This window comes from Frankia sp. Mgl5, assembly GCF_023242985.1.
GTDB lineage: Bacteria > Actinomycetota > Actinomycetes > Frankiales > Frankiaceae > Parafrankia > Parafrankia soli.
Window position 1 is genome coordinate 53,701 of the sequence record NZ_JALKFY010000608.1, and the last position, 12,418, is coordinate 66,118.

Annotated in this window: 12 protein-coding genes; 4 read left to right on the forward strand and 8 right to left on the reverse strand. The window is 74.8% G+C overall.

Features of this window, described 5'->3' with window-relative positions:
- Positions 1-104: 104 nt before the first annotated feature.
- From MXD62_RS12690 to MXD62_RS12705, 4 genes are all read right to left on the reverse strand, one after another.
- The gene (locus tag MXD62_RS12690; RefSeq protein WP_248829473.1) at positions 105-1,703 is read right to left on the reverse strand and encodes a secretion system protein; all 1,599 of its coding nucleotides are present in this window, start codon (positions 1,701-1,703) and stop codon (positions 105-107) included.
- On the reverse strand, positions 1,700-3,079 hold the full coding sequence (locus MXD62_RS12695; protein WP_248829474.1) for a TadA family conjugal transfer-associated ATPase: 1,380 nt from the start codon (positions 3,077-3,079) through the stop codon (positions 1,700-1,702). The genes MXD62_RS12690 and MXD62_RS12695 overlap by 4 nt, the downstream gene beginning before the upstream one ends.
- Positions 3,080-3,258: 179 nt before the next feature.
- Complete coding sequence (gene ssd / locus MXD62_RS12700) at positions 3,259-4,683, reverse strand: septum site-determining protein Ssd (RefSeq protein WP_248829475.1); 1,425 nt, start codon at positions 4,681-4,683, stop codon at positions 3,259-3,261.
- 158 nt (positions 4,684-4,841) lie between these two features.
- Entirely contained in the window at positions 4,842-5,837 is a 996-nt protein-coding gene (locus tag MXD62_RS12705) for a hypothetical protein (RefSeq protein WP_248829476.1), read from the reverse strand.
- A 311-nt stretch (positions 5,838-6,148) separates the two neighbouring features.
- Between MXD62_RS12705 and MXD62_RS12710 the strand changes: the two genes are divergently transcribed.
- Positions 6,149-6,649: a phage holin family protein gene (locus MXD62_RS12710; protein ID WP_248829477.1), complete on the forward strand. Its 501-nt coding sequence runs from the start codon at positions 6,149-6,151 to the stop codon at positions 6,647-6,649.
- A gap of 116 nt (positions 6,650-6,765) precedes the next feature.
- A complete protein-coding gene (locus MXD62_RS12715) occupies positions 6,766-7,818 on the forward strand; it encodes an alpha/beta fold hydrolase (protein ID WP_248829500.1) in 1,053 nt (350 codons plus the stop codon).
- Between the two features lie 10 nt (positions 7,819-7,828).
- On the opposite strand, the gene MXD62_RS12720 is transcribed toward MXD62_RS12715, so the two are convergent.
- From MXD62_RS12720 to nth, 4 genes are read right to left on the reverse strand one after another with little or no spacing between them, the layout of a single operon-like run.
- Entirely contained in the window at positions 7,829-9,010 is a 1,182-nt protein-coding gene (locus MXD62_RS12720) for a MarP family serine protease (protein ID WP_248829478.1), read from the reverse strand.
- A gap of 19 nt (positions 9,011-9,029) precedes the next feature.
- Positions 9,030-9,446, reverse strand: coding sequence for a cupredoxin domain-containing protein (locus MXD62_RS12725; RefSeq protein ID WP_248829479.1), 417 nt, complete (start codon positions 9,444-9,446; stop codon positions 9,030-9,032).
- Positions 9,443-10,264, reverse strand: a complete 822-nt coding sequence (locus MXD62_RS12730) for a CoA pyrophosphatase (protein WP_248829480.1) — start codon at positions 10,262-10,264, stop codon at positions 9,443-9,445. The genes MXD62_RS12725 and MXD62_RS12730 overlap by 4 nt, the downstream gene beginning before the upstream one ends.
- Positions 10,261-10,986, reverse strand: coding sequence for an endonuclease III (gene nth / locus MXD62_RS12735; protein WP_248829481.1), 726 nt, complete (start codon positions 10,984-10,986; stop codon positions 10,261-10,263). The genes MXD62_RS12730 and nth overlap by 4 nt, the downstream gene beginning before the upstream one ends.
- A gap of 119 nt (positions 10,987-11,105) precedes the next feature.
- Between nth and MXD62_RS12740 the strand changes: the two genes are divergently transcribed.
- A complete protein-coding gene (locus MXD62_RS12740; protein ID WP_012157770.1) occupies positions 11,106-11,342 on the forward strand; it encodes a hypothetical protein in 237 nt (78 codons plus the stop codon).
- A gap of 290 nt (positions 11,343-11,632) precedes the next feature.
- On the forward strand, positions 11,633-12,322 hold the full coding sequence (locus MXD62_RS12745; protein WP_018506292.1) for a Crp/Fnr family transcriptional regulator: 690 nt from the start codon (positions 11,633-11,635) through the stop codon (positions 12,320-12,322).
- Positions 12,323-12,418: the final 96 nt, after the last annotated feature.

Genomic DNA, 12,418 nt, shown 5'->3' on the forward strand with positions numbered 1-12,418 from the left:
ACAGGGCCCGCCGTGATGCGGGGGCGGCCGTGACGAAAGCGTTGTAACCGAACGGCCGCGACTGAGGGGCCGCGAACGGGTCCTCCCGGCGCGGTCACGGCGCCTCAGCCCTGGGGCGTGGGTGGAGTGGTCGGGCCGAACGCCGGGCCGAGATCCGGCACCGAGCCGATGACGACGGGTACGACCCCCAGCAGCAGGAACGCGGGCAGGAAGCACAGCCCGAGCGGGGCGACGGCGAGGACACCCGCTCGGCGTGCGGCGGCGATGGCCGCGGCGTGGGCCTCCTGTCGGGCGCGGTCCCCGATCCTGGTCAGTGTCGCGGCGAGCTTCGCCCCCGACGACTCCGTCCGGCCGATGGCGGCGGCGGTGGCTGTCACCACACGGGTCTCCCTGCGCCGGTTCGATCCGCGCCCCGTGCGGTGCGGATCGGCTCGCCACGACCTGCGCGAGTGCCGGGTCGGGCCCCTGCCTGGTCCGCCGCTCTCGTGCCTGGAGGACTCGTGCCTGAGCCCCTCACGGCGACCGGCCGCGCGCCGGTCGCCCCCACGCCGCCCCACCGCGCGGGCCGCGCCGGCGCGGCCGGATCCGGCCCGGCCCGTTCCGACCCGCCCCTCCGTTCCGGCCCGGGCCGCATCGGGGCGAGGGGCGCCGCCGGCCGCCAGGAGCCGGTCGCATGCCTCGTCTACGGGGACGCCCCGGCGCATGGCCCGGCCGGCGGCTTTCAGCTGGGAGCCTGCCGCACCGCCCGTCGCCACGCCGACGACCTCCAGCGCGTGCTGGGTGGTCGCGCCCGACCGCAGGCACGCGGCCACGAGGTCGAGGGCGAGTGGAAGATCGGCCAGTAGGCGGCGCCGGTACTCGCGCGAGGTCGAACCGCCCCAGCGCCGGCCGGCGGGCAGCGGCCCGGCGCAGACCGGCGGCACCCGAGCCTGCACGCCGTCCGCGATGCGGCGCAGCCAGCGCAGTCCCGCGAGGTCGAGCAGGACGCCCGCGGTCAGGCACGCCCGACCGGCCGATCCGGTCAGCAGCACCTCCACCGGCGACGAGCCGACGAGCGCGCCCAGCGCGAGCCCGAGCAGGGGCAGCCCCGCCACCAGGCGACCCGAGGACCGTGGCCCGGCGAGCGCGGACGCCAGCTCGTCGGCCCGGGCGGCATCCGCGCGGGCGGCGTCGGCGAGCATGGTCGCGACGGGGGCGAGCCGGACGCCGGCCAGCCGGCAGACCCGGTACGCCGTCGCGAGCTGGCGCAGCGCGGGAGCCTCGCACCGGGCCAGCAGGCGCGCGGGGTCCTCCGCGCCGGGCAGCAGCTCCCGCAGGCGCGCCAGGTCGACCCCACCGGCCGCCTGCCCGGTCACGCCTGCCTGGCCGTGGCTGTGGCCCGCGCCGCGTCGCCGTCGGCCGGGCCGGGTAGGCAGATCCCCGACCGAGTACAGAGCGGTTCGGAGAGCCTCGTCGGGGGCCGCGCCGGCATCGAGCTCGGTCGACAGAGCGGCCAGCACGTCCTCGGCCGCGCCGCGCAGCTCCGCCTCGTACCGCTGGTCAGCCGCGCGCCGGATGGCGAGCTGCGCCGCCCGGGCGACGATGACGGCAAGCCCGGCGAGCGGGCCGGCGAGAGCCGTCACGGCGACGATCAGGCCCAGCCGTGCGGCCCCGCCGGCGAGCCTCGAGGTCGCCACCCGCCGCCCGCGGCCGCCGGTGGTCATCGTGCCTCCGGCGCGCTCGCGCGAGGCGGCGGTGCGGTGACCGGGGCCGGCCGTGGGCCGCGCCGGACCGGGGTGGCCTGATCGAAGGGCCACAGCGAGAACCCGCGGTCGCGCAGGAGCGCCCGCAGGATGGGAAGCCCCTCGCGCTCGACGCCGGCGAACGGACGCCCGCCGTGGACTCCCCGGCCACCGGGTGGCCGCTGATCGCCGGACGTCCGCTGGTCACCGCGTGCTCGCTGGCCGCCGCGGGACCGGTGGTCGTCGTGGGCCTGCCGGTCGCCGCGTGCTCGGTCATCGCCGCGTGCTCGGTCGTCGCCGTGCGTGTCGCGGTGGACCGGGCCGGTTCCGCCGGCAAGCGCGGGCACGATCCGCACGATCCCGTCCGTGTCGCGGCGCACGACACCGATGCCGGTGACGCGGCGGGCGCCGTCGCCGTCGCGACCGAGGTGGACGGCGACGTGGACGGCCGCGGCCAGATGGCTGTGCAGCGCGGCGCGCGGCAGGCCGGCGAGTGCCCCGAGAGCCTCGAACCGGGCGGGCACCGTCTCGGCTGTGTTGGCATGAACCGTACCGAGCCCCCCTTCGTGACCCGTATTCATCGCCATCAGGAGGTCGAGCACTTCCGGCCCCCGCACCTCGCCGACGACCAGCCGGTCCGGGCGCATCCGGAGTGCCTGCCGGACGAGCTCGCGTTGGGTGATCTCGCCCGCGCCCTCGATGTTGGGCGGGCGAGCCTCCATCCGCACCAGGTTGACCCGGGCGAGGACGAGCTCGGCGGTGTCCTCGACCAGCACGATCCGTTCGCCCGCGGGGACGGCGTCGAGCAGCGCGGCGAGCAGGGTGCTCTTCCCGGTGCCCGTCCCGCCGCTGATCACGGTAGTCAACCTGGCGGCGAGGACGGCGCGCAGCACGATCACCTCGGACGGCCCGATCGTTCCCAGCGCGGCGAGCTCGTCCAGGGTGAACGGCCGGGGCCGTGGCCTGCGCAGCGAGAGGCACGTCCCGCCGAGCGCGGGCGGGGAGAGAACCGCGTGCAGCCGGATCCCGTCGGGCAGCCGGACGTCGACGAACGGCATCGCCGTGTCCAGGCGCCGGCCGCCACTGCCGGCGAGCCGCACGGCGAGCCCGCGGACGGCGGCGTCGTCGGGGAAGCGCACGGCCGTGTGCCGCAGGCGGCCGGCCCGCTCGATCCAGACCTGATCGGGGCCGTTGACCAGGATGTCGGTGACCTCCGGGTCCCGCAGCAGGACGCTGAGTGGCCCGAGTCGTTGCTCGCCGCCCGCGGATGCGCCGGGGATTCTCGGGGCGGCCTCGCGTTCGCCTGTTCGGCCGGGACCGCCGCCGGTGATCCCACCGATCTCCGCCATCCCGGCCATTGCGCCGAATCGACCGATCTGGCCGATCTGGCCGATTCGGTCGATCCCGCTGGTCGCGCTGAGCCCACCGATTCCACCGGTCCCGCCGGCTCCACCCGTTCCGGGGAGAGGGGAACTGGCGCGAGCAACGCCGGGCGGGCGCGGGCGGTTCCCCGGGGAGGGGAGCGACTGGCGGCCATTCATCGCCGAGCTCCGCCGTCCAACCCGAGTTCCGCGATGAAGAGGTCACTGAACTCGATGATCGATGCGCCGAGTCGGGGTTCCGAGCCGGTCGCCGCGTTGTCGACGATGCCCCGCTTCGTGGTCCTGTCTGTGGCATCTGAGCGCGGCTTGCCCGAAGTGCGACCTGTGGTCGGACGGTCTCCCTCGCCGTCCGCCTCCCGCCGCCGGCCCTCGGCGGCGAGCGCGGCGGGGCTCGCCCCGGGCTCGTCGTGGATCACCCCGGCCAGGGGGAGGCCCAGCCGGGCCGCGACCGCTCCGGCCGTCGCCGGACGCCCGGACAGGTCCGTCCCACCGGGCAGCATGAGCTCGCCGCGGCCACCGGGACCGGACGGCGGCAGCCGGACGACCAGCCTGACGTCCGAGCAGGTGCGAGCGGCGTGCGCGATCACCCGGGCCGCCGCGGCGGTCGCCCACGGCTGCGTCGTCACGACGACGAGCACCGTCTCGCAGAGGAACAGGCCGATGTCGCCGGCCGGGTCGGCCGAGCGGGGGAGGTCCGCGACGATCAGGTCGGCGCTCCCGCGCGCCGTGGCGAACAGGGCGCCGACCGCCGCGGGCGGCAGCACCGGGATCGCCCCGCGGTCCCAGGAAAGCACCGGCAGGTCGCCGCCGGTCATGGTCGGCCCCGCGAGCAGCCCGTCGAGGAAGCCGTCCTCCTCGTCGGCGATGGGCGCCTCGCGTGGGCTCCCGCCGGTCGCGGTGCCTCCGCCGGGACGTCCGTGCGCCCCGCTGGGCGGGCCGGGACGGTGCCGCCGCGACCGGTCACCCGGCGGCACCGGGCGTGCGCCGCGAGGGGCGGTGGTGAACGGGCCCCGGCCGACCCCGGGCGGGTCCGCCGGCGGCTTGTCGTCGCCCACCGCGATGCCGCCGAACGGGTCGACCTCCAGCAACACCGAACGGACGCCACGCCGCAGCCCCGCCCGGGCGAGGGCCACCGCCAGCGTCGTCGAGCCGACCCCGCCCCGGCCGCCGAGGACGCCCACCGTCCGCGACCGCCGCCGCGCCGCGTCAGCCGCGCGCGAGAGCAGGTTGACCAGCCAGGTCTCGGCCTCGGGTAGGAAGATCACGTGTTCGGCGTTGATCAGGAGGGCGAGGTTCCAGGTGCGGTGATCGTCGACGTCGGTGCCGACGAGCACGATGTCGGACCGCTCCGGCAGGCCCGCGGCGACGCAGGCGGCGGCGCGGTCGGCGCCCACGACGACGAGCGGCGCGCTCGCCCAGTACCGGCTCGCGGCTCTGGCCGTCGGCGCCACCGTGACGGCCGCTCCCGCCGCGGCCGCGAGCCGGAGCAGGTCGTCCAGCAGGTCGGGCGCGTCGGTGACGACGAGGGGGCGCTGGCGATGGTTGTCGTCTGCTGATGTCAGGGGCTTCGCGGGAGTCATGGCGGGGCCCGTCCCTTCGGCGCGGGTGGCTGTGTGCGGCCACCATGCGCCGTGCCCCCCGGTCTGAGTGGATCTTCAGGGTGGGCCGGGCCGTGCTATAAAAACCGTTTCGCGCGGGCCGTGCCTCGGCAGGCGTCCCGCCGGGAACGGGCCTGTACTCAGCCCCGGGAGAGTGCCTCGCACACCGCGAGGGACTCCCGCGCCGCCAGCTCCAGGGCTCCGGCACAGTGCCGCACCCAGACCCCGACACCCTCGGCGCCGCCCGCGACGTACGCGGCGAGCGCGGCACGGTAGTCCGGCTCCGTGCCGACACCCACATCCACACCCGGCACTGCGGCATCCGTGCCGGCCGCTCCCGCCGGGCCGGTGCGGTCGTGGTCGAGCTCGAGATGGCCGACGTCCGTTGCCACCAGTGCCTTCGGGTCCAGGCCGCGGCTGACCAGGACGAGGCGCGCGGCGGCCCGGGCGATGATCCCGTCGAGCGCGCCGAAGGGACGGATCGCGAGCAGCTCACCGTGCGTGATCGCCGCGACCACGATCGCGGGAGCCCTGGTCGGCACGGTCAGCACCGCGGTGAGCCCGTCCAGGCGCTGAGACATCTCCGCCGCCGGCATCGCCGGCACGGGCGGAGATCCCGCGACGTCCGTGACACCGGCCCCGGTGATGCTGGTCGGCGACCATGAGACGTCCGTTCGCGGCCGGCCGAGCACGTCGTCGGGAAGCAGCCCGCGCCCGGCGAGGACGTGCATGCGTGCCAGTGCCTGGCGCGGCGCGCGCTCCCAGGCGGGGGAGAGCGTGCCCAGCTCCGCGTAGAGGCGTACCGCTCCCAGCGTCACGGCGAGTGAGCGTTCCCACGGGTCGGCCGACTGGCTGACCGAGACCGCGGGCTGGTCGTTGTCGCGGCCGGTCTCGCCCAGCCGGGCCCGCAGCGCGTCCAGCGTGATGTCGTGGCCCTCCAGCGCGGCCGAGGCGCGGGCCGCCCGCAGCGATGCCTCGGCGGTCACCTCGGCACTGCGGCGCCGCAGGATGCGATGCCGAAGGAGCGCGTCGACGGCCGCGCGGGCCGCCGTCGCGGCCTCGTCGACACCGGGAATCGCCGCAACCTGGCTCAGTGGGTCGGTTCCGACGACTGATACCGACGAACGTGCTGTCACCCCGCAGACGCTACCCCGGCTGGGTTCGCCGGCACCGGCCCACCGTGCGGGCGGAAGGCGCCAGGTCGTCCGCCATCAGGTGTGTCATGAGGTGTGCCATGAAGCGTGAGGTGGGCGAATCGTCCTCCGGATCACATCGCTCCTTCGGGTTGTTGCCCCCCGTGGTCCGCAACGAGCGGTCACACTGCAGGCAGGGCATCCGGACGGGTCGGCCGCGTGACGGCGGCCGTGCGCGCTCCCGGGAGGGCATCGGTCCCGGATCTGACCGCGGGGTCCGCCGACCGACTTCGAGAGGGAGGGCCAGTGTGCCGATGACGACCGACAGTTCGCGAGCGGGGCGGGAACCGACGCTGGGGGAGCTGGTCGCGCTCGCGACCCGGGACATGTCGTTGCTGATCCGCCAGGAGATCGAGCTCGCCAAGGCGGAGCTCGCGCGCCAGGCGGTGTCGGCCGGGCTGGGCATCGGGTTCCTCGTCGCGGCGGCCGGTCTGGGCCTGGGCGCGTTCATCGCCGGCACGGTGTTCCTGGGCGAGCTGTTCACCTGGGCGGGCCTGGAGCGCTTCTGGGCGTACCTGTTGACGGCGGTGCTCTACCTCGCCGCGGCCGGCCTGCTCACGATCTTCGCCGTGACCAGGTTCAAGCGCCTCTCACCGCCCGAACGGACCATCCAGACCGTCCGCGACGACATCGCCTGGCTGCGCAACCCGACGAACGGGTCCAACGGCTCGGCGCGGGCGCGCACGAAGCCGGGAAACGCCGGAGCGCCACCGGCGCCGGCGGCGCACCTGGACGACGGCCCCAGCGCCCACTGAGGCCTCGGAGCCGCGGAGGCCCCTCTGGTCACTCAGGCCGCCGAGGTCCCGACGATCCGTGTGACGCGCGCAACCACTGGTCGGCACAGCCGCGGGATCTGCCATCCTTGCGAGCGATGGAGGATGCGACCCCCGAGTCCGCCACGGTTCTCGTCGACGGGCCGTGGCGCCACCGTGACGTATCGACCAACGGGACCCGCCTGCACGTCGCCGAGGCCGGCGAGGGGCCGCTGGTCCTCCTCCTCCATGGCTTCCCGCAGTTCTGGTGGACGTGGCGCAGCCAACTCCGGGACCTCCCGCGGGCCGGCTACCGGGTGGTCGCCGCGGACCTGCGCGGGTACGGCGCCAGCGACAAGCCGCCCAGAGGCTACGACGCGTTCACCCTGGCCGACGATGTCGCCGGCCTGGTACGGGCCCTCGGCGAGCGGGACGCGGTGATCGTCGGGCACGACTGGGGGGGCCTGCTCGGCTGGACGACCGCGGTCCGCCGCCCGCGGGTGGTGCGCGCGCTGGCGGTGATCGGCATGCCCCATCCGCTGCGGATCCGGCGCCAGATCGCCGCGGACCCCCGCGGGCAGGGCCTGGCCAGCCGCCACCTGGCCGCCTACCAGCTGCCGTGGCGGCCTGAGCGCCGCCTCGTCGCCGACGGGGCGGCGCACGTCGGCGAGCTGCTGCGCTCCTGGGGCGGACCGGGCTACCCGACACCGGAGACCGAGGCCCGCTACCGCCTCGCGATGCGGATCCCCGGAGTCGCGCACAGCTCCCTGGAGTACCACCGCTGGGTCGTGCGCTCGCTGTTCCGCCCCGACGGGGCACGTTTCGCCGAGCTGCTCCGGACGCCCGTGCGGGTGCCGACGCTGCAGCTGCACGGACGGCTCGACCGCTGTTTCCTGCCGTCCACGGCGGCCGGCTCGGATCGCCACGTGGCTGCCAGCTACTCCTGGCGGTTGTACGACGGGCTGGGCCACTTCCCGCACGAGGAGGACCCCGACACCGTCACCCGCGACCTGATCACCTGGCTGGCCGAGACCGCGCCCGAACAGGCCCCCATGGCCGAGGACGCGGCCGAACCGGCACCGGACGTCGAACCGGACGCCGAGCCGGCGGCTGAGCCGGACGTCGAGCCGGACGCCCGACCAGAGCCTGGACGGGAGTACGGGCGTCGGTGACCCGGCTCGTTCAGTCGCAGCTCTGGGTGCTCACCGGCACGAGGGCCTGCGCTCCCTGCCGCGCGGGCTCGCTGACCTCGTCGGCAGTCAGCACGTACCCGGTGTCGTCGTCGTCGGTGGCCGCGGCGAAGACCACGCCGTAGACCGTCCCGGCGCTCGACAGCAGCGGCCCGCCGGAGTTGCCCGGCCGCACCCGCCCGCGGATCGCGTAGATCTCGCGGCGAACCGTGCCGCGGGAGTAGATGTCCGGCGCCCGCGCGACCTGCTCGTTGCGGATGCGCGCGGGCTCGGTGGTGTATGGCCCGTCCTGGGGGTAGCCGGCGACGACCGCCGAGTCGCCCATGTCACCGGGCGGCGCGGACTGGAAGCGCAGCGGGGGCCGGAGCAGCCCCGGCACGTGCAGGACGGCCACATCCCGGTCGGGGTCGAACAGCACCACCTCGGCCGGCAGCGACCCGGAGTCCAGCTCCACGACAGCCTCGGTGACACCGGCCACGACGTGCGCGTTCGTCATCACCCGCTGGGGCGCGATGACGAAGCCGGTGCCCTCGACCTGCTTCCCGCACGACGGCGCCTGCCCCCGCACCTTGAGGATGCTCGCCGCGGCGTTCTGGACATCCGCCACGCTGACGATCGCAGGGTCCGGTGGATCGGTGGCCACGATGCGCTCGCCGTCCAGGCCGGCGAACACCTCGGGAAAGCCCTGGTCGTCCATGAGCCGGCGCAGGTCGGCGAAGGTGTGGCGGACGTCGTCGGGCATCGTCGTGTCGACGGTGCCCAGGACCTCGGATCCGCGGGCGGCGCGGGCGAGGGTCTGGAACGGCGAGCGGTCGACCGCGGTCGCGACGAGCCAGGCGACCAGCAGCACGGACACCCCGGAGAGCACGGCGCCGGCGACCGCGTCCAGCCGCTGGCCGGGCCGCCAGGTGAGCCGGCCGCGCAGGGCCGCTCCGAGCGCGGTGCCCGCGATCTGCCCGACGAGGGCCAGGCCCACCACGACGATGAGGCCGACCAGGGCGCCGTCCTCCTCGCGGCCGATGAGCTCGGCGAAGGGGCGCGCCACCTTGGCGCCGAGCACACCGCCGCCGAGGAAACCGACGAACGACAGAGCCCCCACCGCGAACCCCTGGCGGTAGCCGGAGACCGCGAACATCACGACCAGGACGATCAGGACGAGATCGAGAAGGTTCACCGGGGCTCGTCGACCGAGCTCAGACGATCACAAGCGTGGCTGTCATGCCCTGGTGCAGGGTGCAGACCACCGGATATCGCCCGGGCTTGTCGGCGGTGAACGTGATCGACTGGGAGTTGCCGGCGCTGACGATCCTCGTGGTGGCGCCGGGGATGGCGGAGATGACGAAGTTGTGCGGCGCGGACCCCTTCGCGACCGAGAAGTCGACTCGGATCGTGCCGGGGTGGGCGACGAGCTCGCGGGCCGAGAACGTCTGGTCCACCTGGCCGACCACGGCGAAGACCTGGGTGCCGTCACTGACGCTCGGGGTCAGCGTCGCCGCGGCCGAGGGTGTGCCGGCGTCGCCGCCGCCGCTCCCGCACCCGGTCAGCGCGGTGAGCACCGCCACGGCCGTGACCAGCGCGACCAGGGCCGATCGAGCGGATCTTGAGGTCATCTTCCGACGGTACCGCCCGCTTCGTCGAGCGGTCCCCGCGGCTCCACCACCGCGTGGGGGAGGGCCATGGCCGCGGAGATCGCCACGGTGATCTCGGGCACATCCACTTTCGTCTCGGTGTCCCAGGGGCGTTCCCATCCGCCGAGCCGCAGCAGGGCGTCGAGGACGCCCGCGGTGAAACCCCAGACCGTCATACCGCGGACGCGGAACGCCGGGCTGCCGAAGCCGGACGGATGCCACAGCAGGATCCGGTTCGCCGGGTCGGCGAGCTCCACGACGGGTACCCGGGCCACCGAGGACGTCTCCGCCGGGTCGACCGCGTCCACCGCGGTGGGCGTGTGCCACCAGGCGAGCACGGGGGTGACCAGGAAGTGGCTGGCAGCCAGGTAGAGGGGGCTGGCGGTGGCGAGGACCTCGACGCCGGCCGGGTCGAGCCCGACCTCCTCCTCCGCCTCACGCAGCGCCGTCGCGGCCCTCGACGCGTCGGTCTCGTCGGCGCCGCCGCCGGGGAACGCCGGTTGCCCGGCATGGTCGCGCATGTCGGCGGCCCGCTGCAGGAGCAGCACGTCAGGCCCGTCCGGACCCTCCCCGAACAGGATCAGGACGGCCGCCGCCCGCCCGCCCGGCCGCGTCTGGCGAGCGTGTCGCGTCTGGACGGGGATGCCGTCGCCCACCGCCGCCATCAGCGCGGTCAGCCATGGGGGAGCCGGAGCTCCGCCGCCCCTCGCCGGACGAGTGTCTCCGCCGGCGCTCGCGGAGTGGGCGTCCTGGCCGGCGTCCTGGCTGCTCGGATCCCCGGACGGCGCGAGGTCGCTCACCGGGCCGCCTCCGCGTCCCCGCGGACGAGACGCGCGGCCTCGGCCGGCTCGGTCGGGCCGGTGCCGAAGGACGGGCACATCCGCGCGATGGCGCAGGCGCCGCAGGCCGGCCGGCGGGCGTGGCACACCCGGCGGCCGTGGAAGATCATGCGGTCGGAGGCGATCGTCCAGTCGCGCCGCTCGATCAGCGCGGCGAGGTCGCTCTCGACTCGGACGGGATCGGTCTCGGTGGTCAGGCCGAAGCGGCGGGAGAGCCGCCCGACATGGGTGTCGACCGTGATCCCGGGGATGCCGAAGTAGTGGCCCAGCACGACGTTCGCGGTCTTGCGGCCCACACCGGGCAGGGTGACCAGGGCTTCCAGCCGGCCCGGGACCTCGCCGTCGAAGCGCTCGACCAGGGCGGCGCCGATGCCCATCAGCGAGTTCGCCTTCGCCCGGAAGAAGCCGGTGGGCCGCAGGATCGCCTCGAGCTCGTCGCGGTCCGCGGCGGCGTAGGCGGCGGCGGTCGGGTAGCGGGCGAAGACCCCCGGCGTGACCTCGTTGACCTTCTTGTCCGTGCACTGCGCGGACAGCACCGTGGCGACGAGAAGCTCCAGCGGACTGCTGAAATGCAGCGCGATGCGGGCGTCGGGGTGAAGCTCGCCGAGCGCGCGCACGATCCGCCGGGCGCGCCGGGTGCGCGCCAGCGCCGTCTCGGCTCGCGCGTCGACGGTGGTTACCATGCCTCGCAGCGTATCCGGCGTGTCGGCCCGCGGGACCCGTCGCTTCGCCGTGGTCCGGCAGGGCGCGTCGACCCCCCGGGTGCGGGCGCGGCGCCGACATCGGCGACCATGGACGGGCCATGTTTGTCTTTGCCGCGATCACGTTCCCATTGGTGCTGCTCGGGCTCCTGCTGGCGATGGAGCGGGTCGAGCGGCCACTCAACGCCGCCGACACGGGTAAGGGGCTCGAGGGCTTCCTCGACAGCGCCCGCCCGGACGAAGTCGCCACGTTCGTCCAGCAGGGCCTGCCGGCCGCGCTCGAGCGTTACCGGCGCCGACTCCGCCGCACGCCGCCGGGCAAGCACCGTGCCGCCTGACGGGCAACTCATGCGGCCCCGGGCGTGTCGCGTGTCGTGCCCTCCTGACCCCCGAACAGCCGTCCTGAACTGGGCCGGGCTGTGTCGATGTGACCCCCGCCGGGAGTGGCACGATCGGGCCGGTGCCGATCGGCCGTACTAGGCGGATTGTGACCTGGACCACTTTGGTGGTCCTTCTTGCGTCACTTTACGTATCAGAACAGAGCATTCGGGTGCATCTGCGTGACCTGGTCAGGCCGATGGGGGTCCCTGGCCGTGCTCTGCGTCCCGTGTCCTGGCATGCTCAGGGCGTGGACGATCTGCTAGCCCGCGTTCCGCTGTTCGCCGGGTTGTCCGAGCCCGACCGCCAGGCGCTTTCCGATCACCTGGACCGGCAGGACGTGACCCGTGGCGACGTGCTGTTCCGCGAAGGGGATGTCGGCGACCGCGTTTTCGTGGTTCTGTCCGGCAAGGTCAAGATAGGACGCCAGTCCGCCGATGGGCGGGAGAACCTGCTGTATGTGATGGGGCCGGGAGACCTGTTCGGAGAGCTCTCCCTGTTCGATCCCGGGCCGCGCACCGCGACGGCGACCGCCGTGACCGACGCGTCGCTCGTCGCGCTGGAGCACACCGCGCTGCGGCCATGGCTGCGTTCCCGGCCCGAAGCCGGAGCGCTGCTGCTGCGTGTGCTGGCCCGCCGCCTGCGGCGGACCAACGACACGATGGCGGACATGGTGTTCACCGACGTGCCCGGTCGCGTCGCCAAGGCGCTGCTCGACCTGGCCGACCGCTTCGGTGAACCGGCCCAGCCGGGTAACGAGGCGGCCGGGGTCCGGGTCGAACACGGCCTCACTCAGGAGGAGCTGGCTCAACTCGTCGGAGCCTCGCGGGAGACGGTGAACAAGGCCCTCGCCGACTTCGCCACCCGTGGCTGGCTCCGGCTGGATTCCCGTGCTGTCGTGCTGCTCGACCGTGAGCGGCTCGCCCGCCGGGCCCGCTGAACCCACCGCCGGTTTGAAAACCGGCCTGTCCCCTGCCCGTTCGTCCCCCGGATCCGTCGCCGCCGCCGGATCCGGGGGACGTATCCGTGCGGCAGA

Bases quoted from the DNA above. Each gene is read 5' to 3' on its own strand.
- MXD62_RS12715 (WP_248829500.1), top strand. From the start codon at position 6,766: ATGGAGGATGCGACCCCCGAGTCCGCCACGGTTCTCGTCGACGGGCCG.
- MXD62_RS12710 (WP_248829477.1), top strand. From the start codon at position 6,149: ATGACGACCGACAGTTCGCGAGCGGGGCGGGAACCGACGCTGGGGGAG.
- ssd (WP_248829475.1), bottom strand. From the start codon at position 4,683: ATGACTCCCGCGAAGCCCCTGACATCAGCAGACGACAACCATCGCCAG.
- nth (WP_248829481.1), bottom strand. From the start codon at position 10,986: ATGGTAACCACCGTCGACGCGCGAGCCGAGACGGCGCTGGCGCGCACC.
- MXD62_RS12725 (WP_248829479.1), bottom strand. From the start codon at position 9,446: ATGACCTCAAGATCCGCTCGATCGGCCCTGGTCGCGCTGGTCACGGCC.
- MXD62_RS12690 (WP_248829473.1), bottom strand. From the start codon at position 1,703: ATGACCACCGGCGGCCGCGGGCGGCGGGTGGCGACCTCGAGGCTCGCC.
- MXD62_RS12740 (WP_012157770.1), top strand. From the start codon at position 11,106: ATGTTTGTCTTTGCCGCGATCACGTTCCCATTGGTGCTGCTCGGGCTC.
- MXD62_RS12695 (WP_248829474.1), bottom strand. From the start codon at position 3,079: ATGGCCGGGATGGCGGAGATCGGTGGGATCACCGGCGGCGGTCCCGGC.